Source organism: Actinacidiphila sp. bgisy144, assembly GCF_057708105.1.
This window is the reverse complement of the sequence record NZ_JBYIRM010000030.1, coordinates 43447-68429: the sequence shown is the minus strand read 5'-3', so window position 1 is coordinate 68429 and position 24983 is coordinate 43447. Positions and strand designations below refer to the sequence as shown.

General features: G+C 74.2%; 18 protein-coding genes and 1 pseudogene. 13 read left to right on the top strand and 6 right to left on the bottom strand.

The window, feature by feature from the left end; genetic code table 11:
• The first annotated feature begins 61 nt into the window (after nt 1–61).
• Both AC3EVP_RS28715 and AC3EVP_RS28710 read left to right on the top strand, forming a co-directional pair.
• Nucleotides 62–1138, top strand: coding sequence for an SDR family oxidoreductase (locus tag AC3EVP_RS28715; RefSeq protein ID WP_435134760.1), 1077 nt, complete (start codon nt 62–64; stop codon nt 1136–1138).
• Nucleotides 1139–1250: 112 nt separating this feature from the next.
• A complete protein-coding gene (locus AC3EVP_RS28710) occupies nt 1251–1658 on the top strand; it encodes a DUF779 domain-containing protein (RefSeq protein WP_435134757.1) in 408 nt (135 codons plus the stop codon).
• A 25-nt stretch (nt 1659–1683) separates the two neighbouring features.
• Here AC3EVP_RS28710 and hemE read toward each other — a convergent pair whose 3' ends face one another.
• Both hemE and AC3EVP_RS28700 read right to left on the bottom strand, forming a co-directional pair.
• Nucleotides 1684–2799 (bottom strand): uroporphyrinogen decarboxylase, encoded by a 1116-nt coding sequence (gene hemE / locus AC3EVP_RS28705; protein WP_435134754.1) that lies wholly within the window; start codon nt 2797–2799, stop codon nt 1684–1686.
• 156 nt (nt 2800–2955) lie between these two features.
• Nucleotides 2956–4038 carry an aldo/keto reductase gene (locus AC3EVP_RS28700; protein ID WP_335981951.1) on the bottom strand — a complete coding sequence of 361 codons (1083 nt, stop codon included), beginning with the start codon at nt 4036–4038 and terminating at the stop codon, nt 2956–2958.
• Nucleotides 4039–4165: 127 nt separating this feature from the next.
• Here AC3EVP_RS28700 and AC3EVP_RS28695 point away from each other — a divergent pair, with 127 nt between their 5' ends.
• The 3 genes and pseudogenes from AC3EVP_RS28695 to AC3EVP_RS28685 all read left to right on the top strand — a co-directional run bounded on the left by AC3EVP_RS28695 (nt 4166) and on the right by AC3EVP_RS28685 (nt 6858).
• Entirely contained in the window at nt 4166–4999 is an 834-nt protein-coding gene (locus tag AC3EVP_RS28695) for a helix-turn-helix domain-containing protein (protein WP_435134751.1), read from the top strand.
• A gap of 125 nt (nt 5000–5124) precedes the next feature.
• A pseudogene (locus AC3EVP_RS28690) lies at nt 5125–5664 on the top strand (GNAT family N-acetyltransferase); the annotation flags it as partial.
• Between the two features lie 702 nt (nt 5665–6366).
• Entirely contained in the window at nt 6367–6858 is a 492-nt protein-coding gene (locus AC3EVP_RS28685; RefSeq protein WP_335981955.1) for a DUF1269 domain-containing protein, read from the top strand.
• Between the two features lie 19 nt (nt 6859–6877).
• Here the strand turns inward: AC3EVP_RS28685 and ligD are convergent, their stop codons facing one another.
• Nucleotides 6878–7786 (bottom strand): non-homologous end-joining DNA ligase, encoded by a 909-nt coding sequence (gene ligD / locus AC3EVP_RS28680; protein ID WP_435134747.1) that lies wholly within the window; start codon nt 7784–7786, stop codon nt 6878–6880.
• Between the two features lie 38 nt (nt 7787–7824).
• On the opposite strand from ligD, the gene ku reads away from it, so the two are divergent.
• From ku to AC3EVP_RS28640, 8 genes are all read left to right on the top strand, one after another.
• Nucleotides 7825–8769 carry a non-homologous end joining protein Ku gene (gene ku, locus AC3EVP_RS28675; RefSeq protein WP_435134745.1) on the top strand — a complete coding sequence of 315 codons (945 nt, stop codon included), beginning with the start codon at nt 7825–7827 and terminating at the stop codon, nt 8767–8769.
• Nucleotides 8770–8865: 96 nt separating this feature from the next.
• Entirely contained in the window at nt 8866–10488 is a 1623-nt protein-coding gene (locus AC3EVP_RS28670) for an MFS transporter (protein ID WP_435134744.1), read from the top strand.
• Between the two features lie 17 nt (nt 10489–10505).
• Nucleotides 10506–11120, top strand: coding sequence for an acyl-CoA-like ligand-binding transcription factor (locus AC3EVP_RS28665; protein WP_335981962.1), 615 nt, complete (start codon nt 10506–10508; stop codon nt 11118–11120).
• A 461-nt stretch (nt 11121–11581) separates the two neighbouring features.
• Nucleotides 11582–12607 carry an amino acid ABC transporter permease gene (locus AC3EVP_RS28660; RefSeq protein WP_435134741.1) on the top strand — a complete coding sequence of 342 codons (1026 nt, stop codon included), beginning with the start codon at nt 11582–11584 and terminating at the stop codon, nt 12605–12607.
• Nucleotides 12604–13461, top strand: coding sequence for an amino acid ABC transporter ATP-binding protein (locus tag AC3EVP_RS28655; RefSeq protein WP_435134739.1), 858 nt, complete (start codon nt 12604–12606; stop codon nt 13459–13461). The genes AC3EVP_RS28660 and AC3EVP_RS28655 overlap by 4 nt, the downstream gene beginning before the upstream one ends.
• A 161-nt stretch (nt 13462–13622) precedes the next feature.
• Complete coding sequence (locus AC3EVP_RS28650) at nt 13623–14636, top strand: transporter substrate-binding domain-containing protein (RefSeq protein ID WP_435134736.1); 1014 nt, start codon at nt 13623–13625, stop codon at nt 14634–14636.
• 121 nt (nt 14637–14757) lie between these two features.
• Nucleotides 14758–15513, top strand: a complete 756-nt coding sequence (locus tag AC3EVP_RS28645) for a GNAT family N-acetyltransferase (protein ID WP_335981970.1) — start codon at nt 14758–14760, stop codon at nt 15511–15513.
• 28 nt (nt 15514–15541) lie between these two features.
• Complete coding sequence (locus AC3EVP_RS28640) at nt 15542–16888, top strand: NtaA/DmoA family FMN-dependent monooxygenase (protein ID WP_435134733.1); 1347 nt, start codon at nt 15542–15544, stop codon at nt 16886–16888.
• Between the two features lie 10 nt (nt 16889–16898).
• Here AC3EVP_RS28640 and AC3EVP_RS28635 read toward each other — a convergent pair whose 3' ends face one another.
• The 3 genes from AC3EVP_RS28635 to AC3EVP_RS28625 all read right to left on the bottom strand — a co-directional run bounded on the left by AC3EVP_RS28635 (nt 16899) and on the right by AC3EVP_RS28625 (nt 24937).
• Nucleotides 16899–20765 carry an ABC transporter ATP-binding protein gene (locus AC3EVP_RS28635; RefSeq protein ID WP_435134876.1) on the bottom strand — a complete coding sequence of 1289 codons (3867 nt, stop codon included), beginning with the start codon at nt 20763–20765 and terminating at the stop codon, nt 16899–16901.
• 492 nt (nt 20766–21257) lie between these two features.
• Complete coding sequence (locus tag AC3EVP_RS28630; protein WP_435134731.1) at nt 21258–23306, bottom strand: vWA domain-containing protein; 2049 nt, start codon at nt 23304–23306, stop codon at nt 21258–21260.
• Nucleotides 23307–23506: 200 nt separating this feature from the next.
• On the bottom strand, nt 23507–24937 hold the full coding sequence (locus AC3EVP_RS28625) for a dihydrolipoyl dehydrogenase family protein (RefSeq protein WP_435134728.1): 1431 nt from the start codon (nt 24935–24937) through the stop codon (nt 23507–23509).
• Nucleotides 24938–24983: the final 46 nt, after the last annotated feature.

The window sequence follows — 24983 nt, the reverse complement described above, 5'->3', positions numbered from 1 at the left end:
CCCGTACGTCGGCGCAGGGACCAGCGGCAGGCTGTCCCGCGCCGCTCCAAGGAGCGATCTCATGAACAGCAGCACCCCAGCCGACCTCTCCGGCCGCAAGGTGGCCGTTCCAGGCGGCACCGGCGCCGTGGGGGAGGGCATCGTCCGCCGATACCTCACCGCCGGTGCGGACGTCGTCGTCCCCACCCGCACCCAGGAGCGGGCCGAGGAGTTCCGGCGCGTGCTCGGCGACGCCGCGACCGACCGCCTGCACCTGGTCGTCCACGACTACACGACGTTCGCCGGCGCCGAGCAGCTCGCCGACGAGATGGTGCGCAGGCTCGGCGGCGTGGACGACGTGGTGGCCCCGATCGGCGGCTGGTGGGCCGGCAGGTCCCTCTGGGAGATCGACGAAGCCGACTGGCAGAGCGCCTTCGTGGGTCTCGCGACCGCGCACATGGCCGTCGCGCGGGCCTTCCTGCCCCGGCTGAGCTCCCGCGGCGCCTACACGCTGATCGTCGGGGAGTCCGCGGTCACGCCGATTCCGGGCAGCGGCCTGGTCAGCATGGAACAGGCCGCCCTACGGATGATGCAGCAGGTTCTCACCGCCGAACTCGACGGCCGGCAGCGGGTCTTCGCCCTACAGCTCGGGCCGGTGGCGACGCGCCTGACCGGCGCCGGCGACCCGGACCAGGTGACCGCCGACCAGGTCGGCGAGGTCGCGGTCGCGGCCTCGGCGTCGAAGGAGGCGGGGCGAGAGATCCGGATGCGCAGCCGGGCCGAGGCCGAGGAGGCCCTGGACCTGCTTCGCGGCACCCGGCCCGCGGCGCCCGGCACGGTGCTCGCCGTGTCCACGATGGAGCCCAAGGACGAACGACGCGCCGACCTGCTCGAGGTCCTGGCGGAACTCGCCGAGCAGATCCGTGCCGAACCGGGCTGCCTGCACTACTCCGTACACCGCACGCGCGGCGAGGACAGCGGTCCCCTGCTGGTGGTCCAGATGTTCGCCTCGATCCAGGCGTTCACCGAGCACAGTGCGAAGGTGGCCGGCCAGATACCGAGGCTCGGCGCACTCCTCGCCACACCCCCCAAGCCTCCCACCCTGTTCGAGCCGGTCCCGCTCGGCGACGGCACGGCCGTCGATCCCCTGCCCGCCTGACGAACCGTCATGTCAGGAGGCTCCCGGCGGGCCGACCGCGGCGGTAGCCTCGATGTACGGTGCGACGCCCGCGGGCCGGCCCGCGCCGACCCGCGAGCAAGGAGGACCGCGCATGACGCCCCCGCTCCCCCACCGCGTCGCCCTCACCCCCGCCGCCGAGCAGCTGCTCGCCCGCCTCACCGCCCGCCACGGCCCGCTGATGTTCCACCAGTCCGGCGGCTGCTGCGACGGCAGCTCCCCCATGTGCTACCCGCGCGGCGAGTTCCGGGTGGGCTCCGCGGACGTGCTGCTCGGGCGGGTCGGGGACGGCGTGCCGTTCTGGATGAGCGCGAGCCAGTTCGCGTACTGGCGCCACACCCACCTCACCGTCGACGTGGTTAAGGGGCGCGGCAGCGGCTTCTCCGTGGAGGCGCCCGAGGGCGTACGGTTCCTGCTGCGCTCCCGCCTGCTCACCGACGAGGAGTCCGACCTCCTCGCGGCCGCCCCGGCCCCGCTCACCGGGGCCGAGGTGGCGGAATAGCCCGCCGGGCGGGCGAGCGGGCGCGTCAGACGGCGGGCGTGCTCCAGGCGCGCACCTGCTCGACCACGGCGCTGACGTGCTCGATGGGCGTGGTCTTCGCGATGCCGTGTCCCAGGTTGAACACGAACGGCCCCCCGCTCAGGCCGCGCAGGATGCGCTCGGTCCCGGCGGTCAGCGCGGGGCCGCCGGCGATCAGCAGTTGGGGATCGAGGTTGCCCTGCACGCAGCGGCCCAGCTCGCCTTGGAGCTTGTCCGCCGCCCATGCCAGCGGGACCGTGGAGTCCAGGCCGATACAGTCCGCGCCGGTCGCCTCGGCGAAGCCGTCGTAGGACAGGCCGGCGCCCCGGGGGAAGGCGATGACGGGCACCTCCGGGTACCGGGCCTTCAGCGCGCTGACGACGGCGGCGACCGGCTTGACGCACCAGCGGTCGAAGAGGGCGTCCGGGAGCACCCCGGCCCAGGTGTCGAACAACTGGACCGCCTCCGCGCCCGCCTCGATCTGGCGGCTGAGGAACTGGATGACGGCCGTCGTCAGCAGGTCGATCAGCGGCTGGAACCCGTCGGGGTCGCCCAGCGCCCACTGCTTGACGACGGAGTGCTCCGACGCGGCGCCGCCGCGCCCTTCGACCATGTAGGTCGCGATGGTCCACGGCGCGCCGGCGTAGCCGATCAGGGCCACGTCGGCGGGCAGGGCGCGGGTCAGCCGGCGCACCGTCTCGTAGACCGGGGCCAGTTCCTCGTGCAGGCGGGAGGCACTGAGGAACTCGGCGATGTCCGCCGACGAGCGGACCGGCGGCGTCAGGACCGGCCCCTCGCCGGCCCGGTAGTCCAGGGTCTGGCCCAGCGCGGCGGCGACCTGCGGAAGGTCCGCGAACACGATGGCGGCGTCGAGCGGGAAGCGGCGCAGCGGTTGCAGGGTGACCTCGACGGCGTGCTCCGGCGTGGTGCAGAGCCCCACCATGCCGCCCGCCGCGTCACGGACCTTGTGGTACTCCGGCAGGTAGCGCCCGGCCTGCCGCATCAGCCAGACCGGCGGCCGTTCGGTCCGCTCGCCCGCGAGTGCGCGCAGAAGCAGCTTCTTGGCGGGGGCGGTGCCGGACACCGGCTTCGGATCGACTGCGTCCTGAGTACCGATGTTCACGCCGGTCCGTCCTGTCGAGTTGCCCCGGCCGGTATCCACGGGACTCGAGGAGCGGACTCCTGATCCCCTTCCGGGGGCTGTCATCGTAGCAGCGCCCGGTCCGTCCGCCCGCTGCCACGGCGGGCGGACGCGGGGCCGGGCGTCGCACCCCGTGCGTCAGCGGCGGGGCTCGATCCTCAGGTCGCCCGAGGTCACCCGGCGGATGTGCTCGCCGGCCAACATCGTGTGCGGGTAGCCGGGTTCGACGGCGCTCGCGGCCTCCAGCCGGGCCAGCTGGCCGGCGGTGAAGTCCACGTCGAGGGCGCCGAGGTTGTCCGCCAACTGCGCGGGGGTGCGGGCCCCGACGGTCGACGCCGTCACGCCCGGGTTCTGCAACGTCCAGGCCAGTCCGACCTGCGCGGGCGTACGGCCCAGCTCGGCGGCGACCTCCCGCACGGCGTCGGCGACGGACAGGTTCCGCTCGGTGACGGTGCCCAGGGCCCGGTTGAACTCCTTGCGGTTGCTGTCCTCGCCGTCGGCAGCCGGGGAAGGGGCAGCCGCCCCCTCCTCCAGGTCCTCCCGCCCGTACTTGCCCGTGAGCACCCCGCCCGCCAGCGGCGAGTACGGCACCACGCCGAGCCCCATCTCCCGCGCCATCGGGATCAGGTCGCGCTCACCGGTCCGCTCGATCAGGTTGTACTCGATCTGGAGCGCGACCAGCGGCGCCCACCCGCGCAGGTCGGCGACCGCCTGCATCCACGAGACCTGCCACGCGGGGGCGTTGCTGATCCCGACATAGAGGACCTTGCCCTGCTGGACCAGGTCGGTGAGGCCGCGCAGCACCTCGTCCGCGGAGGTCGTGGAGTCCCAGACGTGCAGGTAGAGCAGGTCGAGGTAGTCCGTGCCGAGCCGGCGCAGGCTCTCCTCCACCGACGCGAACAGGTTCTTGCGGTGGCTGCCGCCGGAGTTCGGGTCGCCCGGGCGGCGCAGCGTGGAGTACTTCGTCGCCAGCACCAGGCTGTCGCGGCGGCCGCGGGCGAACTCGCCGAGCAGCCGCTCGGAGCTGCCTTCGGTGTAGGTGCCGGCGGTGTCGAGGAAGTTGCCGCCGCGGTCCACGTAGTGGTCGAACAGGGCGCGGGACTGGTCCGGCCCGGCGCCCCAGCCCCACTCGGTGCCGAAGGTGGCCGTGCCCAGTGCCAGCGGTGAGACCCGAAGCCCCGAGCGGCCCAGCAGCCGGTAGGTGTCGAGGGTGAGCGGCATGGTGTCCTCCGTAAGGTGTCAGGTGGCCCGGAAGACCGGGACCCTCCAAGGCTGCGACGGCCGCGCACGGGGAGTAAGGGAAGCCGCTTCCTGGGAAGGTCCGTCCCACCCTCGGTGTTGCACCGGCATGACGACCCACACCGTGGACACCGCGCAGGAGCTGGCCGCCTTCCTGCGCGCCCGGCGCGAGCGGCTGGACCCGCGCGACTTCGGCCTGGCCGCGCGCCGCCAGGCCCGGCGCACCCCGGGGCTGCGCCGGGAGGAGGTCGCCGAGCTGGCCGGGGTCAGCGTCGACTACGTCGTACGTCTGGAGCAGGGCCGGGGGCTGCGGCCGTCGTCGGAAGTGGTGGAGGCGCTGGCCCGGGCGCTGCGGCTGCCGGCGGCCGAGCGCGCCTACCTCTTCGACCTGACCCGGCAGCGCCCGCGCGACCCCGGTCCGCCCGCCACCGCCGCGCCGGCCCCGCTGGCGGGCCTGGTCACCGACCTGTCACCGCTCCCGGCGCTGCTGCTGAACCACCGCTTCGACATCCTCGCCTGGAACCGCGAGGCGACCCGGCTGCTGCTGGACTTCGCCACCCTGCCCCCGGCCCGGCGCAACGCGATGTGGCTGTGCCTGCGCCATCCGCGGGTCCGCGAGCTGTACGTGGACCGGGACCGGGTACTGCGGGAGGGCGTCGCCCACCTGCGCACCGCGTGGGCGGCGCACCCGCAGGACCGGGCGCTGACCGGCCTGGTCGACGAACTGCTCGCCGCCGACCCGGAGTTCGCGCGGCTGTGGGCCGAGCGGGACGTGAAGGTGACCGGCCGCGGCAGCAAGGTGGTCCGGCACCCGGACGCGGGGCGGATCGCGCTGGACTTCGAGGTCCTCGTGCCGCTCCAGGACCCCGACCAGCGGCTGCTGCTCTTCCGCCCGGCGGACCCCGACAGCCGCGCGGCCCTGGAGCGGCTGTGCGGGGGGTGACCCGCGGCATGCCGTCGCGTACGGCGACGGCGGGGGTGGGTGCGGCGCGGCGCGGTGCGGCGCCATAGTCCGTCGCCCGCGGAACGCGCCCTTCCCCCCGGGGGCGTCGGGTAGGTTGGCGCGCCATGACGTCTGTGCACCCTGCCGCCTGGCCGCCCGCCCCGCTCCGTACCGACCGCCTCGTGCTGCGCGCGGCCGAGGCCCGGGACCGTCCGGCGTTCGTGGAGTTGTTCTCCTCCGAGGAGGTGGGCACCTACGTCGGCGGGGCCCAACCGCGCGCGGAGCTGGAGCGGGCGATGCCCGAGGTGCCCGGGCAGCGGCCGGGGGTCTTCGTGGTGGAGCTGGACGGCGCGATGATCGGCATGGTCACGCTCGACCCGCGCGACGCCGAACGGCCCGGCCACGTACGGCCGGAGGGCGGCGAGCCCGAACTCGGCTACATGTTCCTGCCGCGGGCGTGGGGGCACGGCTACGCGTCCGAGGCGTGCCGGGCCGCGCTCGGCTGGTGTGCCGCCGCGCATCCGGGCGAGCAGGTGGTCCTCACCACCCAGACCGCCAACTCCCGTGCGGTGCGCGTCGCGACGAAGTTGGGGTTCACCGCGGCGGGGCGGTTCGAGGAGTACGGCGCCGAGCAGTGGTTCGGCATCTGGTCCCCGCCCGCGCCGGGGCCGGTCACCGCCGACGACGTGGCGCTGGCCGTACGCCTGTCGGTGCACACCCTGGGCAAGGTGCCGGCCGACGGCTGGGAGCGGCCGGCGGGCGAGCTGACCTGGTCCTGCTGGGAGACCGTGGAGCACCTGGCCGACGACCTGTTCGCGTACGCCCTCCAACTCGGCCCGGTGACACCGCCGTTGACGACACATGTGCCGGTCTCCTGGCGGCAGGAGCGGCCGGACGGGCCGACCAGCACCGTCTTCGTGGCGCGCACGGAGGGCCCGGCCGGGCTGCTCCAGGCGCTGGAGGCGTGCGGCGCGCTGCTGGTGGCGATGGTGCGGGTGACCGCGCCGGAGGTGCGCGCGCACCACGGGTTCGGCGCCTCGGACCCCGAGGGGTTCGGGGCGATGGGTGTCGTGGAGGCGCTGGTGCACACCCATGACGTGGCGGCCGCGTTCGGGCTGCCGTGGCAGCCGCCGGCCGACCTGTGCGCGCGGACGCTGCACCGGCTCTTCCCGGACGCCCCCGCGGACGCCGAGCCGTGGCCGGCGCTGCTGTGGTCGACCGGCCGCATCGAACTGCCCGGCCGGGCGCGGCTGGAGAAGTGGCGCTGGCACGGGGAGCCGCGCGGCTGACCCGTCCCACCAGGACGTACCGACAATTCGGACATAGGGTTCCTCACGTCGTGCACGCCACGCCCCGAGGAGGCCCCGATGTCCGAACTCATCGTGATCGGTTACGACGACCACGCCACCGCCGAGCGCGCCTACGAGCAGGTCCAGCAGCTCCAGCAGGACTACGTGGTGAACCTCAACGGGCTCGCCGTGGTCTCGGTGGACGCGGAGGGCCGGACCCATGTCGACACCCCCAGCAAGATCGTCGGGGTGTCGGCGGCCTCGGGCGCGGTGTGGGGCATGGTCTTCGGCCTGCTCTTCCTGGTGCCCGGCCTCGGTCTGCTGGCGGGGGCGGCCATGGGCGGGCTGCTCGGCAAGCTGGGCAAGTCCGGGATCGACGACCAGTTCCGCGGCCAGGTGCAGGAGATGCTCAAGCCGGGCACGTCGGCGGTGGTGGTGATGGCGTCGAAGATCACCGAGGACAAGTTCGCGGACGCGATGGGCTCCTACGGCGGGACCGTGCTGAAGACGTCGCTCAACGACGAGGACGAGAAGGAGCTGGCGGAGCACCTGGCGGGCGCCCAGCAGTAGGCGGGCCGGCCCCCGGCCCTCACCCCGGCAGCTCGCCCGCGCCGCCCCCCTCGCCCTCGTCGAGCAGCGCGGCGAGCGCGTCGCCGACCTCCGCCAGCCGGTCGGGCATGTCGCCGATCGTGAGGGCGAGGCGGTCGGGCGCGGAGGCGTCGGCGACCGCTTCGGCCACTTCGTCCCAGGTCAGCGGCGCGGAGACGGTCGGCCGGTCGCGGGCGCGGACCGTGTACGGCACGGCGGTGGTCTTGCTCGCCGAGTTCTGGGACCAGTCGATGAAGACCCGCCCGGCGCGGTCCGCCTTCGCCATCCGCGACACCACCCGGCGCGGGTCCGCCGCCTCCAGCTCGCGGGCGACCGTCCTGGCGTAGGCCCGCGCCCGGTCGGGCGTGGCGCCGCGCAGCGCGGCCAGCAGGTGCAGCCCCTTGGCGCCGCTGGTCTTGGCCCAGGCGGCGATGCCGTCGGCGGCCAGCCGCTCGCGCAGGTCCAGAGCGACCCGGCAGCAGTCGGCGACGGTGCAGCCCGGGCCCGGGTCGAGGTCGAGCACCAGCCGGTCGGCGGTGTCCGGGTCGGCGGCGCGCCACTGCGGGGTGTGGATCTCCACGCAGGAGAGGTTGCCGGACCAGACGAGGGTGGCGAGGTCGTTCACCTCGACCTGGTCCATCAGCTCGCCGCTGCTGCGGACGCGCGCGGTGGTCGTCACCCACTCGGGCGTACCCGCGGGCGGGCGTTTCTGGAAGAAGCGCTGGCCGTCCACGCCGTCGGGGGTGCGCACGAAGCTGGCCAGCCGCCCGCTGGTGTGCGGCAGCAGGAGGTCGGCGACGGCGGCGTAGTACGCAAGCAGCTCCGCCTTGGTGGTGCCGGTCGCCGGCCACAGCACGCGGTCGAGGTGGGTGAGCCTGATCCGGTGGCCCTCGACCTCGGTGATCGGCATACCATAAACATCCCACAACCTGACATAAAGGACACGCCATGCGCAGCGTCTGGTCGGGCAACCTCGCCTTCGGTCTGGTCTCGATACCGGTGAAGCTCGGCTCCGCCGTCTCCAGCCACAAGGTCAGCTTCCGGCAGATCCACCTGGCCGACCAGGGCCGGGTCCGCTACCAGAAGACCTGCGAGCTGGACGAGGAGGTGCTGACCGCCTCGGACATCGGGCGCGCCTACGAGACGCCCGACGACCAGCTCGTCCAGGTCACCGACTCCGACCTCCAGGCGCTGCCGCTGCCGACCGCGAAGACCATCGAGGTCAGCGGCTTCGTGGACCTGGCGTCGGTGGACTCGATGCAGCTCGACACGCCGTACTTCCTGGCACCCGCCTCGGCCGGGGCGAACAAGCCCTACGTCCTGATGCGCGAGGCGCTGGAGCGTTCCGGGAAGGCGGCGGTGGGCAAGTTCGCGATGCGCAACTCCGAGCACCTGGCGCTCGTCACCCCGCGCGACGACGTGCTGCTGCTCCAGACGCTGCGCTGGCCGGACGAGCTGAACAACCCCGCGGAGGCGGCGCCCAAGGGCAGCGTCAAGATCAGCGACTCCGAGCTGAAGCTCGCCGACACCCTGATCGAAGCGCTCGGCGAGGCCGACCTGACCGCCTACCACGACGAGTACGCGCAGGCCGTGGAGGCCATGGTGACCGCCAAGTTGGAGGGCGTGGAGCCGCCGACCGTGTCCGAGGAGGGCGGCGGCGGCAAGGTCGTGGACCTGATGGCGGCGCTGCGCGCCTCCGTGGAGCAGGCCAAGCCGTCCGGCGAGCAGGCCGGGGGGCCTCCCCGCGGGCCTGCCCGCGGCGCGAAGAAGGCGGCGTCGTCCAAGCGCGCGGGCGCGAAGAAGACCGCGGCCAAGAAGAGCGCCGCCAAGTCCGGCGCCGGCAAGAAGACCGCCGCGAAGAAGACCGCGTCCTCCGGGCGCAAGGCGAGTTGACGGTCCGTTCGACCCGAAGGCCCTCGTCAAAATGAGAGACGACAACTTTTTGGGAGTGTACTGTCTTTTTATAGACGACTCCCAGGAGGCTGCCCCATGTCGACTCACGAGACCGTCACCACACCCCCTCTCGCCGACTCGCCACGCCGCTGGCTGGCCCTGGCCGCCCTGACGCTGAGCGTGCTGGTCATCGGGCTCGACGGCACCGTCATCAACGTCGCCCTGCCCACGCTCGCCGGTGAACTCGGCGCCGACAGAGCCCAGTTGCAGTGGATAGGCGGCGGCTACCTGCTGGCTCTGTCCGTGGTGATGCTGCCGGTCGGGCTGCTCGGCGACCGCTACGGCCACAAGCGCCTGCTCGTCGGCGGGATCACGCTCTTCGGCCTTGCCTCGCTCGCCGGGACGAGGGCCGCGACGCCGGGCGAACTGATCGCGGTGCGCACCGTACTCGGCGCGGGCGCCGCGATGATCATGCCGCTGTCGATGGCGATCCTGCCGCGGATCTTCTCCCGCCAGGAGCTGCCGAAGGCGATCGCCATCTGGACCGCCGCCACCGCGCTGGGCATGCTGGCCGGCCCGCTGGTCGGCGGCTGGCTGCTCAACCACTACTGGTGGGGTGCGGTGTTCGTCTTCAACGTGCCGGTCGCCGCGGTCGCGCTGGTGGCCGCGGTGTGGCTGCTCCCCGGCGACCGCGACCGGGCGCCCGCGGCCGGTGCTGCCCCGTTCGACGCCGCTGGCACCGTACTGAGCACCGTCGGCATCACCGCCCTGGTCTACGGCACGATCCTGGTGCCGGACGACGGCTGGGGCAGCCCGCGGGTGCTCGCCGGGATCGTCGGCGGCGCCGCGGTGCTGGCCGGCTTCCTCGTACGGCAGCGGCGGACCGCGCACCCGCTGGTCGACCTGGGCCTGTTCGCCGACCGCGCTTTCCGCTGGGGAACCCTGCTCGCGGTGTTCGTCAACTTCGCGGTGATGGGCATCCTGTTCGTCGTGCCGCAGTACCTCCAGTCGGTGCTCGGACACGACGCGTTCGGCACCGGTCTCCGCATCCTTCCGCTGATCGCCGGGCTGATGGTCGCCGCCGCCGCGAGCGAGCCGGTCGCGAACCGCTTCGGGCCGCGCCTGGTGATCCCCGCCGGGCTGCTGCTGCTCGCCACCGGCACCCTGCTCGGCGCGACCACCACGGCGGGTGACGGCTACGGCACCGCCGCACTGTGGCTGGCCCTGATCGGCGTCGGCTTCGGCACCGCGATGGTGCCCGCGACCGGGCTGGTCATGGGATCGCTGCCCGCCGAGCGCTCGGGGCAGGGCACCAGCCTCCTGGAGACCGTCCAGCAGGTCGGCGGCGTCCTCGGGGTGGCCGCCCTGGGCAGCGTGCTCAGTTCCGGCTACCTCGGCCGGCTCGACACCGACCGGCTGGACCCCGCCGCCGCGCGTGCCGCCCGCGACTCGGTCACCGGCGCGGACGCGGTCGCCGCCCGGCTGCACGACGGCCGCCTGCTCGGCTCCGCGCACGCCGCGTTCACGCACGGCATGGACCTGGTGCTGCTGACCTGCGGCGCCTGCGCGGCACTCGCGGCCGTACTCGGGCTGCTGCTGCTCCCCCGGAAGGCGCCGGCCGCGCCCGCCGCCGACCTCGCCGGCTCCCCCGCCCGGCCCGTCCTCCCGGCGCCCGCCGCGGCCGACACGGCGGACGGGGTGGCCGCGGGCGGCGCCTGACCCGGACAATCGACGGCATGAGCAGCGCAGAGGAGACCCCGGCCGTGGCGGCGCCGAGCCTGCGGGAGCGCAAGAAACAGCGCACCCGCGAGGCGATCCGGCGGGAGGCGTACCGGCTCTTCGCCGAGCAGGGGTACGAAGCCACCACCGTCGACCAGATCGCCGAGGCGGCCGAGGTCTCCCCGAGCACCTTCTTCCGGTACTACCCGACCAAGGAGGACGTGGTCCTCGTCGACGACTACGACTCGGTGCTCGCCGACGCGCTGCTGGCCCGCCCGGCCGGCGAGCCGATCATGGACTCCCTGCTGGCCGCGCTCACCGGCTCCTTCGGCCCGGTCATCAAGTCCGACCTGGACGAGCTGCTGCTGCGCACCCGGCTCGGCTTCAACGACCCGGCGATCAGGGCCCGTTCGTGGGACGAGTTGCAGCGCAGCCAGGACCGGCTGGCCGAGGTGATCATGGCGCGCACCGGCCGCGGCCCCGACGACCTCCACGTCCACGCCGCGGCCGCCGCGATCATGGCCGTGTCCACCGCCGTGGTGCGCTACTGGGTCGAACGCGACGGCGCGCCGGACCTGCCGTCCCTGTACGAGGCGCCCTTCCGCATGCTTGCCGAGGGCCTGCGGCTCTGACCGGCCCGCCGGGCGGGTTTTTGAACGGGGCGTGAAACCCGGCGGGGGAAAACCGTACAGACGGGGGTGTAACGGCGGGGGCGTCGTTGACACGTGTCGGGGCGCTGCCTACGGTGACGGCCGGGTCGAGGCGATGCCGCCCGGCCGTGGTGGAGTGACGCGAGGCCCGCGACGACGGGCGGGCGAGGTGGGCGGGATGGACGCGGCGAACGGCTCGGAGCGGTGTCGCTGCCGCTATCCGCACCGCCCGGTCCTGGCCCGGCACATCGACCTGCTGCGCGTCAGCAGCGCACTCTGTCGGCGCTGAACCCGCCCGGGCCGCAGGCCCGTTGAGGTACCAGCACCAGCCGCCCGCACGTTCCCCACCTCCCCCGCCGCCGTCCGCCGCCGCGTGTGCCGCCCTCCCGGGTGGACGACGCTCGGTGCGCCGCGGCCGCCCCTCCCCGCGCCGGAGTCGCCAGATGACCGACCTGCCCCGCGCCGCCGCCCAGCCCGCCGAGGCCCCATCCTCCGACGGCCCGCTCCCTGACGACGCGCCCTCCGACGACACGCCCGGTGGCCGCGAACACGCCGACGCAGAGCGGGTGGTGCCGCTGCGCCACCCCCTGCGGTGGGTGCTGACCGCGGCCGTGCTGGTGGTCGTCGCGCAGATCGGCCACGGCCTGGTCACCAACCCCTTCTTCCAGTGGAGCAGGTTCCGCTACTGGTTCCTGCGGCCGGTGATCCTCGACGGCCTCGGCATCACGCTCCAAGTCACCGCCTGGAGCGCGGTGTTCGGGCTGCTCGCCGGGATCGTGCTGGCGCTCGCCCGGATGTCGCGCAGCCCGGTGCTGCGGATCGCCAGTTGGGTGTACGTGTGGCTCTTCCGCTCGGTGCCGCTGATCGTGGTGCTGCTCTTCCTGGCCAACTTCCAGGCGCTGTACGCCACTTTGAGCCTCGGGGTGCCGTTCGGGCCGCACTTCGTGGACTTCGACGAGTCCAGGGCGGCGACCAGCATGGTGGTCGCGGTGGTCGGCGTCAGCCTCAACGAGGCCGCGTACGCCGCCGAGGTGGTGCGCGGCGGGCTGCTCTCGGTGGACCAGGGCCAGCACGAGGCGGCGGCCGCACTCGGGCTGCCGCGCCGCTACCAGTTCACCCGGATCATCTTCCCGCAGGCGCTGCGCGCGATCGTGCCGGCCTACGTCAACCAGCTCATCGGGCTGGTCAAGAGCACCTCCCTGGTCTTCTACGTCTCGCTGCTCGACGTCTTCGGCCGGGTCGAGACGCTGGGCAGCACCTACCCGAGCGACATCGTGCCGCTGCTGCTGGTCGCGACGGTCTGGTACGTGGTGTTGACGAGCGTGGTGTCGGTGGCGCAGTTCTACGTCGAGCGGTACTTCTCCCGCGGCGCGCTGCGGACCCTGCCGCCGACGCCGCTGCAACGGGTGCGCGCCGCGCTCCTGGACGTACGGGCGCGGGCCCGCTTCGCGGCGGGAGCGGCCCGATGAGCGCGGCGGAGCAGACGGGCGGGACCGCGGCCGAACAGGCCGAACAGGCCGAACGGGCTGAACGGGCCGAACGGACCCCTGCCGACGCGGCCCGGCCGGTCGCGGTGACCGTGCGGGGCGCGTACAAGCGGTTCGGCGCGCAGCAGGTGCTCGCCGGGGTGGATCTGACGGTGCCGGCCGGCGAGGTCACGGTGATCCTCGGGCCGTCCGGCTCTGGCAAGTCCACGCTGCTGCGGGCGATCAACCACCTGGAGAAGCTGGACGCCGGGCACGTCGAGGTCGGCGGTGAGCCGATCGGGGTGCGGCGCCACCGTGGCCGGTTCAAGGAGCTGGGCGAGCGGGCGATCCTGGCGCAGCGCGCCCGGATCGGCTTCGTCTTCCAGAACTTCAACCTCTTCCCGCACCTGACCGTGCTGGAGAACGTGGCCGCCGCGCCCGTGGCGACCGGCCGCAGCACCCGGACCAAGGCCCGCGCGGCCGCCCGGGAGCTGCTGGAGCGGGTCGGACTTAGCGACCGGGCCGAGGCGTATCCGCGGCAGCTGTCCGGCGGGCAGCAGCAGCGGGTGGCGATCGCGCGGGCGCTGGCCCTGGAGCCCGGCGTGATCCTCTTCGACGAGCCGACCTCCGCGCTCGACCCCGAGCTGGTCGGCGAGGTGCTGGCGGTGATCAAGGGCCTGGCCACGGGCGGCACCACGCTGATCGTGGTCACCCACGAGATCGGCTTCGCCCGGGAGGTCGCCGACAGCGCCGTCTTCCTGGACGGGGGCCGCGTGGTGGAGCACGGGCCGCCCGCGCAGGTGCTGTCGGCGCCGCGCCACCCCAGGACCCGGGAGTTCCTCAGCCGTGTCCTGTGAGCCGCCGCCCGGGCCGTACCGGCCGTATTCGCCGGGCCCGCCGCACCCGTAGGCCGTACGCAGGCCCGTCAGTCCGGGTCCCGACACCGACACCGGTACGCCCGTATGCCCCGTAACTCCGTACGCCCGTATGCCTGTTGCCCCTGCCAAGGAAGGCCGCCATGCCCCGTACCGCTTCCCGCCTCGCCCTGAGCGCCGCCGCCGCGGCCACCCTCCTGCTGGGCCTGACCGGCTGCGGCAGCGGCAGCAGCGGTTCGTCCGCCGCGGCCGCGGCGGACGCCAAGGGCACGGTGACGGTCGGCGCGCTGTCCAACGGCGCCGCCCACCAGACCACCTTGAAGGTGCCCGAGGTGGCCGCGATCCGCGCCGAACTGCCCGCGGCCGTGCGCAAGCGCGGCCAGTTGGTGGTGGGCCTGGGCTTCCTGCCGGCCGGCTCCCCGCCGATCGGCTACACCGGCACCGACCAGAAGACCCTCACCGGCTCCGAGCCCGACCTCGGCCGGCTGGTCGCGGCGGTCTTCGGGCTCAAGCCGGTGCTCACCAACGCCACCTGGGACAACCTCTTCATCGGCATCGACAGCGGCAAGACCGATGTCGGCTTCTCCAACATCACCGACACCGAGCAGCGCAAGCAGAAGTACGACTTCGCCAGCTACCGGCAGGACAACCTCGGCTTCGAGGTCCGCAAGGACGACTCCTGGACGTTCACCGGCGACTACCGCCAGCTGGCGGGCAAGACGGTCGCGGTCGGCTCCGGCACCAACCAGGAGAAGATCCTGCTGGAGTGGCAGGCCCGGCTCAAGGCAGCCGGCAAGAAGCTCACCATCAAGTACTACCAGGAGGCGAACAGCACCTACCTGGCGCTCAACTCCCACCGGATCGACGCCTACTTCGCGCCGAACCCCAGCGTCGCCTACCACGTCGCCAAGACCGCGGGCAGCCCGCAGGCCACCCGCAGCGCGGGCACCTACTCCGGTGCCGGGGCGAGCCTGCAAGGGCTGATCTGCGCCACCACCAAGAAGGACGACGGCCTGGCGAAACCGCTGGCCGACGCCATCAACTACCTGGTCACCAATGGCCAGTACGCGAAGTGGCTGGCCGCGTGGAACCTCAGCGACGAGGCGGTGGACCGCTCGCTCGTCAACCCGCCCGGGCTGCCGCTGAGCAACTCCTGACCGCGGGGCCCGGGACTTTCCGCGGCCCGGGCCGGCGTTGTCCCGCGAGAGCACGCTCCGGCCGGCGCCCGCCGGCGCCGGCCGCACCGCACCGCACCAGGAACGGAGAGGCACCGCCCCCATGTCGACCAGCCCGCACACCACGCCCCCGCCGCCGCACGCACCCCGCCCGCAGCACCCGGCGCCCGGCGCGCACGTCCTGGACAACCCCGCCTGGGCCTCGCTGAGCGGCCCGCACCGCCACCTGGCGGAGCTCGCCGGCCGTGCGGGCCGCTACCGCACCGACGTGTCGCCCTTCGTCGCGCTCGCCGACGCGGCCGACCCGCGCGCGTGGGCCGACCTGGCCGCACTGGTCGGACCGGGCAACTCCTTCACCGCCGCCGGGCTCGCCGACCTGCCCGCCGGGTGGAGCGGCAGCGACCCGATCCCGGGCGTGCAACTGGTGGCTACCACGCTGCGCGGGGTGCCGGACCCGGAGGCGGTACGGCTCGGGCCGGCCGACGTGCCCGAGATGCTCGACCTGGTCGCGCGCACCCAGCCGGGCCCCTTCCTGCCCCGCACCGTCGAGATGGGCGCGTACTACGGCATCCGCCGCGCGGGCGCGCTCGTGGCGATGGCCGGGGAGCGGCTGCGCCCGCCGGGCTGGACCGAGATCAGCGCGGTGTGCACCGACCCGGCCCACCGCGGGCAGGGCCTGGCCGGGCGGCTGGTCCGCCACACCGCGGCCGGGATCGGCGCCCGCGGCGACACCCCGTTCCTGCACGCCGCCGCCTCGAACACCCCCGCCATCGCCCTGTACGAGGCGCTCGGCTTCACCCTGCGCCGCACCACCGTCTTCCGCCAGGTCACCGTGCCCGGCCCGACCGCCACCCCATGACCCGCCCGAGCCGGAGGAGCGCGCGCCCATGAGCACGCAGCCGAAGCAGATCCATCTCGCCGCCCACTTCCCGGGCGTCAACAACACCACCGTGTGGAGCGACCCCGAGGCCGGCAGCCACATCGCGTTCGACTCCTTCGCCCGCTTCGCCCGCACCGCCGAGCGGGCGAAGTTCGACTTCCTCTTCCTCGCCGAGGGCCTGCGGCTGCGCGAACAGGGCGGCCGGATCTACGACCTGGACGTGGTCGGCCGTCCCGACACCTTCACGGTGCTCGCCGCGCTGGCCGCCGTCACCGAGCGGATCGGGCTGGCCGGCACCATCAACTCCACTTTCAACGAACCCTACGAGGTGGCCCGGCAGTTCGCGTCGCTGGACCACCTGTCGGCCGGGCGCGCGGCCTGGAACGTGGTCACCTCCTGGGACGCCTTCACCGGTGAGAACTTCCGGCGCGGCGGCTTCCTCGAACAGGCCGACCGCTACACGCGCGCCGAGCAGTTCCTGCGCACCGCACAGGAGTTGTTCGACTCCTGGCACGGTGGCGAGATCGCCGCCGACCGCTCGTCCGGCCGCTTCCTGGCCGACCCGGCCGCGGGCTCCTTCCGGCACAAGGACGAGCACTTCGCCATCGAGGGCCGCTTCAACGTGCCGCGCAGCCCGCAGGGCCGCCCGGTCGTCTTCCAGGCCGGGGACTCCGACGAGGGGCGGGAGTTCGCGGCCCGCTCGGCCGACGCGATCTTCAGCCGGCACGCCGAACTCGAGGCCGGCCAGGCGTTCTACCGCGACGTGAAGGGCCGGCTCGCGAAGTACGGCCGCAACCCTGAGGAGTTGCTGATCCTGCCCGCGGCGACCTTCGTGCTCGGCGACACCGACGCGCAGGCGCAGGACGCCGCCCAAGAGGTGCGCCGGGCCCAGGTCAGCGGCCAGACCGCGATCAAGCTGCTCGAACAGGTCTGGAACCGCGACCTGTCGGCGTACGACCCGGACGGCCCGCTGCCGGACGTCGACCCCGACCCGGGCGAGCACACCCTCGCCCGCGGCCGGGCCAGCGTCCGGATGGTCCGCGACCCGCTGGCCGTCGCCCGCGAGTACCGCGAACTGGCCGCGGCCGAAGACCTGTCGATCCGGGACCTGGTGATCAGGACCAGCGCGCGCCAGACCTTCATCGGCTCGCCGCAGACGGTGGCCGCGGCGATCGACGCGTACGTCCAGGCCGACGCGAGCGACGGGTTCATCCTGGTGCCCCACGTCACCCCCGGCGGCCTGGACGCCTTCGCCGACACGGTGGTGCCGCTGCTCCAGGAGCGCGGGGTCTTCCGCACCGACTACGCCGGCACGACGCTCCGCGACCACCTCGGGCTCGCCCCGCGCCCCTGAGGCCGCCGGGTCAGCCGCCCCCGGCGGCGAGCTGGTCGACGGTCGCGGCGGCGCCGTGCTGCCGGAAGGCGTCCCACAGCTTCCGGTACACCCCGTCCGCCGCGAGCAGCATCGCGTGGGTGCCGGTCTCCACGACGGTGCCGCGGTCCAGCACCACCACCCGGTCGGCCCGGGCGGCCGTGGTGAGCCGGTGCGCGACCACCAGCGTGGTGCGCTTGCGGGTCAGCGCCTCGGTGGCGGCCGCCACCCGGCTCTCGGTGGCCAGGTCCAGCGACGCGGTGGCCTCGTCGAGCAGCAGCACGTCGGGGTCGACGAGTTCGGCCCGGGCCAGCGCGAGCAGCTGCCGCTGCCCGGCGGACAGGTTGCGGCCGCGCTCGCCGACCGGCTGGAGGTAGCCGGCCGGGAGCCCGGCCACCATGTCGTGCGCGCCGACCGCGCGCGCCGCGGCCTCCACCTCGGCGTCGGTGGCGCCGGGCCGGCCGTAGGCGATGGCGTCGCGCACGGTGCCGCTGAACAGGTGGGCCTCCTGCGGGACCACGCCGAGCCTGGCGCGGTAGCCGGCCAGGTCCAGCGCGCGCAGGTCGTGGCCGTCGACCCGGACCGCGCCGCTGGTGGGGTCGTAGAACCGGGCGATCAGCTTCATCACGGTGGACTTGCCGGCGCCGGTCGCGCCGACGAGCGCGACCGTCTCACCGGGCGCGATCCGCAGCCGGACGCCGTGCAGCACCTCCTGCCCGCCGCCCCCGGCGTATCCGAAGGACACGTCGTCGAAGACCACCTCGCCCCGCAACTGCCGCACCTCACGCGGGTGTTCGAGTACGGGGGTGGCGGTGGGGGTGCGCATCAAGGTGCGCAGCCGGCCCAGGCCCACGACGGCCTGCTGGTAGCCGTCGAAGACCTGCGAGAACTGCTGGATCGGGGAGAAGAACAGGTCGACGTAGAGGAGGAAGGCGATCAGCGTCCCGGCGGTCAGGGTGCCGGAGTGCACCTGCCCGGCGCCGACCGCGAGCACCGCCGCGGTGGACAGGGTGCCCAGGAACTCCACGAACGGGAAGAACGTCGCCATGTAGCGCTGGGCGCGCAGCCGCGAGTCGCGGAAGGCCCAGGCGAGTTCGGCGAAGTCGGCGGCGTTGCGGCGCTCGCGGCGGAACGCCTGGGTGACGCGGATCGCGGTGACGTTCTCCTGGAGGGCGGCGTTGACCGCGCTGACCCGCTCGCGCGCCTCGTGGTAGGCGGGTACCGAGTGGTGCCGGAAGACCGCGGTGCCCACCACCAGCAGCGGCAGTGCGCCGAGCAGCACCACCGCGAGCCCGGCGTCGATGACCAGCAGGGTGATCAGCACGCCGAACACGGTGAGCAGGCTGACCACGGCGGTGATCAGCCCGGTCTGGAGGAAGTTCGACAGCGCGTCCACGTCGGTGGTCATCCGGGTCATGATCCGGCCGCCCAACTCGCGCTCGTAGTAGTCCAGTCCGAGCCGCTGGAGCTGGGCGAACGTCTTGACCCGGAGCGTGTAGAGCAGCCGCTCGCCGGTGCGTCCGGTGGTGCGGATCTGGCCGACGCCGATCAGCCAGTCCGCGGCGACCACCACCGCCGCGGCCGCGGCCGCCTCCAGCAGCACCCGGCCCGAGTGGTGCGCCACGCCGTCGTCGACGCCCCGGCGGACCAGCACCGGCACGATGATCTGCGCCAGCGCGTCGAGGGCGACCAGCGCCAGCCCCAGCAGCAGCGCCAGCCGGAACGGCCGCACCAGCGGGCGCAGCCCGAAGTGCGGGTCGGCGGCCCGGGTGCGGTCGGCCGGCACGTCCGGGTCGGCCGCGGGCAGCGGCATCTTCGCCAGCCCGGCCAGGAGTTCGGGGGTGGGCGGCGCCGTGCCGAGCACCCCGCCGCCCGGCCCCCGGCCGCGCCCGGCCGTCGCCGAGGAGAGCGAGATCGCCTGCGCGGCGCGCAGCGCGGCGCCCTCACCGCCCGCCGGGCCGTCCTCGCCGTCCGGGCGGCGCCACAGGTGCGCGGTGACGGCGGGGGCCGGGTGCGCCGGGGGCGCGGCCGTCGGGTCGGGCCCGTCGTCGCTCGCGGCCGACAGTTCGGCGCCCGCGGGCGTCCCCAACTCCCCCGATCCGGAGGCATGTTCGGCGGCCATCGCGTTGCCGGTCCGATGCTCCCCGGCCGGTTCGGGCGCGTCCACGGCCGACAGCAGGGAGCGGAACAGCGCGGAGCGGGACCGCAGTTCGTCCATCGTGCCGGTGTCGACCACCCGGCCGCCGTCCAGCACCGCGATGCGGTCGGCGAGTTCGAGGGTGGAGCGGCGGTGCGCGATGATCAGCGTGGTGGGGCGGCGGACCGCCTCGTGCAGGGCCGCGTGGATCTCCGCCTCCACCCGGGCGTCGATCGCGGAGGTCGCGTCGTCGAGCACCAGCACCGCCGGGTCGCACAGCAGCGCCCGGGCGAGCGCGACGCGCTGCCGCTGGCCGCCGGACAGCGTCAGGCCCTGCTCGCCGACGACCGTGTCGTACCCCTGCGGCAGGCGCTCGACGAACTCGTCGGCGCGGGCGATCCGGGCGGCGGCCTTGACCCGCTCCTGGCTCGCGCCGGGCTCGCCGTAGGCGATGTTGTTGCGGACCGTGTCCGACAGCAGCAGGCTCTCCTCGAAGACGAACCCGATCCGGCCGCGCAGCGAGTCGAGCGTCAACTCCCTTACGTCGGTGCCACCGACGCGGACCGACCCGGCGGGGACGTCGTAGAAGCGCGGCAGCAGCGCCGCCGCGGTGGACTTGCCGGAGCCGGCCGGGCCGATCAGGGCGACGGTCTCGCCGGGCGCGATGTCGAGGCTGAAGCCGCGCAGCAGCGGCTGCCCGTCGCCGTAGCCGAAGGTGACGTCCTGCCAGGACAGCGCGGGCGGCTCGTCGGGCAGTTCGCGGGCGCCGGGCGCGTCGGTGATCACCGGTGCCTCGTCGACGACCTCCAGGACACGTTCGGCGCCGGCCCGGGCCTGCTGCCAGACGGTCAGCAGCGTGGCGACCTGGCGGACCGGGGTGACGAAGGAGCCGAGGTAGCTGGTGAAGGCCAGGAAGGTGCCGAGCGAGATCCGGCCGTGCAGCGCCAGGTAGCCGCCGAAGGCGAGCACCGCGACCTGGCCGAGCGCGGGCACCGCCTGGAGCGCGGGGTTGTAGCGGCTGTTGTAGCGCACGACCCGCAGCCGGGAGGCGAACAGCCGCTTGGCGCGCTGCTCCAGGCCGGCCAGTTCGCGTTCCTCCTGCCCGAAGCCCTTGACCACCCGCACCCCGGTCACCGTCGCCTCGACACCGGAGGCGACCTCGGCGGCCTCCTGCTGGGCGTGCCAGTTGGCGGGGAACAGGTCGCGGCGGCTGCGCAGCGCGATCAGCCACAGCAGCGGGCCGACGACCAGCGCGACCAGGGTCAGCAGCGGGGACAGCCACGCCATGAAGACCAGCGAGACCACGAACATCAGCGCGTTTCCTGTCATGTTCGGCAGGAACTGCAGCAGGGTCTGGATCAGGGTGATGTCGGATATGGAGCGGCTGACGATCTGGCCGGTGCGCAGGCTGTCCTGCTGGGCGCCGCCCAGCCGCAGCAGCGCGGCGAACGCGTCGTTGCGCAGGTCGTACTGGACGCCGAGCGACAGCCGGCCGGCGGTGTAGCGGCGGGTGAAGCCGCCGGCGAAGCGGACCGCGCCCAGCCCCGCGAGCACCACGGTCCACGCGGTGAGCGACCCGGTACGCCCGGAGGCGACGCGGTCCACGACATGCCGCAGCACCAGCGGGAGCGTCGCCGTGGCGATCGCGACGGCGACGGCGGCGCCGAACGCCATCAGCACGTCCCGGCGGTGCCGCAGGCAGTACGCGCCGATCCGGCGCACCCAGCCGGCCGCGGGCTGCGCCGTACCGGCGCCCGCGTCGTCCGCCCGGTGCGGCCCGTGGTCCTGCGCTGGGCGGCCCGTCACCGGGCGCCCGCCGCCGCGCCGGGCACGGGGGTCCGGCGCACCGGTCGCGGGCGGGCGGGGGCGTGCGGCGGCGGGCAGTCGACCGTGCGGCTCATGGGACTTCGTCTCCTCGGTCACGGATGCGGGTGCGAGTGCGGGTGCGGGTGCGGATACAGCGACCATGCCCGGCGACAGTCGCGTCCGGCTGGACTCGCGCCACCGGGCCAGGCACATCATCATCTATCCCCAACCTTTGAGCGCCTTGACCCGGCGCCCTGAACCACAAACGGCTCACCCCGCCCTTCCACGGCCGTGCCCCGCCGTTGCTGTGCGCCCCCTGCGCGGTCCGCGTCGGCGTGCCGGGGGCCGGGCGCGCGTCCGTCCGCGCACCCGGCCCCGGGTCCTGCTGCTCCTGCTCGGTCCGTCGGCTCAGCGACGGGCGGGGTGCACCGCCGCGGGCCGCGGCTGGGCCTTCTGCGGCCCGGCACCGTAGCCCTGCTGCCCGCCGTCGTCCGGGCAGCAGGTCACGGTGTTGGTGACGACGAGGTGCTGGTGGTGCGCGGTGAGCGTCGCGTCGTACGGCAGCGGCAGGTGCGTGCCGGCGCCGTCGACGCTGGTGACCTCCGAACCGCCGAGCGTGCAGCCGGGCGCGGTCAGGTGGACGCTCTCGGCCACGGTGACGCGGTCGCCGATGGTGTAGCCGGTGCGGGGGTCGCCCCACGGCTGCGGGGTGGCCCCGGCGCCGCCGGGACCGGTCAGGGTGAGCTGGGCGCTGAGCCCGTCGGGCTGGGTGCCCTCGGCGTACAGGTGGCCGTCGACGTTCCACTCCTTGTCGACGGTGATGTCCGCGGAGTCGTCGGTGCTGCCGACGGGCCGGTTGTAGACGGTGCAGCTGATGGCGGCCTGGCGGGGTGCGTCCACGGTGAAGCCGGGGATCTCGTCGGTGCCGGTGTTCTCCACCGGTACGCGCTGCCCGGTGTCGAGGTCGGTGCACACGGCGTTGCCGCCGTCCTGGGTGACGAGTGCGTAGCCGGGGTGCTGGATCTCGCCCACGGTGACGTCCGCCGAGGGGTTCACGCCGAAGCCGGGCTGGAAGGTGACGGCGCCGGTGCCGTCGGAGGTGGTGGTCTGCGTGGCGGGCAGGCCGGTGACGCCGGGTGTGGTCGTGGAGGCGTCGAAGGTCCAGCCGGGACCGGCCGGTTCGGCGCCCGTGACGTCCTCGCCGGTGGTGTCCTCGGGCGCGATCTGCTTGACGACGGTGAGGCTGCCGGTGCAGTGCTCGAGTGCCAGGGCGCGCAACTGGTCGGCGGCCTGTCCGTAGTCGGTGGTCTGGAAGTAGTCCGCGGCGGTGGTGTTGCCGCCGTCGAAGGCCGTCGGGCCGGAGATGGCGCGCAGGTTGAGCCCGGACAGCCCCGCCACGCCGCTGCCGACGCCGAGGGCGATCACCCTGGTGTCCTGGGCCTTGACGGAGTTGGCGGAGAAGATGCCGTTCTCCACGTCGATGAAGTGGGTGTTGGCGCCGTCGCCGTGCAGGCTGCCGAAGCGGGTCGGGTTGCCGTCGGTGAGGACCACGGTGGCGTCGTAGTGCTCCGGTGCCTGGGCGACGGCGTGCAGCGCGCGGTCCCAGTTGGTGCCCTTGCCGAGCGTCCAGTCCGCGTAGAGGCTCTTGAAGGCGGCGGCACCGGCCGGGGTCGAGACCGACCGGAGCTCGGGGTGGTTGGCGTCCACGCTGGTGGCGGGCGACGCCTGGTCGAAGGAGAACAGCGCCAGCCGCGAGGGCGTGCCGGTCAGGGCGTCGGTGAACGCGTCGGTGGCCGCCTTCAGCGCGGGCAGCTGGCTGCCGACGGACGCGGACAGGTCGAGGACCACCGCGACGTCCAGCCCGCACGACTGCGGCAGCGGCGGGTTGTCCCGCGAGGACTGCCAGATGCCGCCCGAGCGGGTGGGCAGCGAGTTGCTGGAGCTGTACATGAACTCGCGGGTGGAGCGGTAGGTCGCCCCGCCCTCCAGCGCCGGCGTCTGGAACTCGTACGGCGAGGCGACCGAGTTCGAGCCGCTGCCCGGGCCGGTGCGCAGCACCGGGTTGGTGTACCAGCCGGCGGGGGCGGCGAGTTGGCGGACCGTCAGCACGCTGCCGTTCTCGGCCTCGCCCGCGCCGGTCTGCGGCACGACGAAGTTGCAGTCCCCGTCGGCGTCGGAGGTGCACTGGGCCCAGGGGGCGTCGATCGGGTCCGCGGCGTCGGCGTCGCGGAAGAGCGCGAGCCGGACCCCGGCCAGCGGCAGGACCGTGTCGGTCGCGGGGTCGCGGTCGCCACCGGTACGCACCGTCACCACGGAGCTGTCGGGGCCGGGCGCGGGCACGGCGCGGGGCTGGACGGCCGGGCCGCCCGGCGCGCCGACGGCACCCGCGGCCGGCGCGCCGCCCAGGGCGAGCAGCAGGGCGGCCGCCGCGGCGAGATGGGATCTGTACGTCATCATGACCTTTCGCCAGAAGCGTGCGCGATGACCGTTATGGAACGGTTCGCACGCCGCACCCTAGCTACTCAGCGTCACATCTCCTGGGGGCTCGCCATGCCGCGCACGGACCACGGCGCGGAATCGATGCGTATGGCGGACACGCGCCGATCACACCTGCCGATCCCGCGGGCACCTGCCGGTCACCCGGGCCGCGCGGGCCGTCAGCCGCGGTAGGTCTCCAGCAGGCGCAGCCACACCTCGCTGATGGTGGGGTAGGAGGGGACCGCGTGCCACAGCCGGGAGATCGGCACCTCGCCCACGACCGCGATCGTGGCGGAGTGCACCAGTTCGCTCACCCCGGGCCCGACGAAGGTCACCCCGAGCAGCACCTCGCGGTCGAGGTCCACCACCATCCGGGCCCGGCCGGTGTAGCCGTCGGCGTACAGGCTCGCGCCCGCGACCTGCCCGAGGTCGTAGTCCACCGCCCGCACCCGCCGCCCGGAGCGCTCGGCCTCCTGGAGGGTCAGGCCGACCGAGCCCGCCTCCGGGTCGGTGAAGACGACCTGCGGCACGGCGGCGTGGTCGGCGGTGGCGACGGCCGCGCCCCAGGGCGCGTTGTCCACCGGCTGCCCCGTGGCGCGCGCGGCGATCGCGGTGCCGGCCATCCGCCCCTGGTACTTGCCCTGGTGGGTCAGCAGCGCCCGGTGGTTGACGTCGCCGGCCGCGTAGAGCCACCCGTCGGGCACCGCCGTGACCTGGCAGGTGTCGTCGACGGTGAGCCAGTCGCCGGGCGTGAGTCCGACCGTGTCGAGCCCGAGGTCGCCGGTGTGCGGCTCGCGGCCGACCGCGAAGAGGATCTCGTCCGCGGTCAGTTCGCCGCCGTCGTCGAGCCCGACCCGCACCTCGCGGCCCTCGCGCACCACCGACGCCACGGACACCCCGAACCGTACGTCGACGCCCGCCTCCCGCAGCCCGTCGGCGACCATCTCCCCGACGAACGGCTCCATCCGGCCGAGCAGTTCGCCGCCGCGGACCAGCACCGTCACGCGCGCGCCGAGCGCCTGCCAGGCCGTCGCCATCTCCACGGCGACCACGCCGCCGCCGACCACCACCAGGCTCTCGGGCACCTGCTTGGCGCTGGTCGCCTCGCGGCTGGTCCACGGCCGGACGTCGGCCAGCCCCGCCAGGTCGGGCAGCGCCGCGGTGGTGCCGGTGCACACCGCGACCGCGTGCCGGGCCGCCAGCCGCACCACACCGCCGTCCGGGGTGTCGACCACGACCTGGCGCGGCCCGTCGAGCCGGCCGCGGCCGCGCACCAGGTCGATGTGGACCGAGTCCAGCCACCCCACCTGGCCCGCGTCCTTCCAGTGCGAGGTGAACTCGTCCCGGCGGGCCAGCACCTCCGCGGAGTCCAGCGGCCCGGCCACGGCGGCGGCCAGCCCCGGCAGCCGGCGCGCGTCGGCCCGGGCGGCCACCGGCCGCAGCAGCGCCTTGCTCGGCATGCACGCCCAGTAGGAGCACTCACCGCCGACGAGTTCGCTCTCCACGACAACCGTGCTGAGCCCGGCCGCCCGGGTCCGCTCGGCCAGGTTCTCCCCGACCGGGCCCGCTCCGATGACGACCACGTCGTATGTGCGGGGTGCGTCGTTCATTCCGGCTCCTGTTGCTGGTCGCTGCCGCTTGCTGGTCACTTGGCCG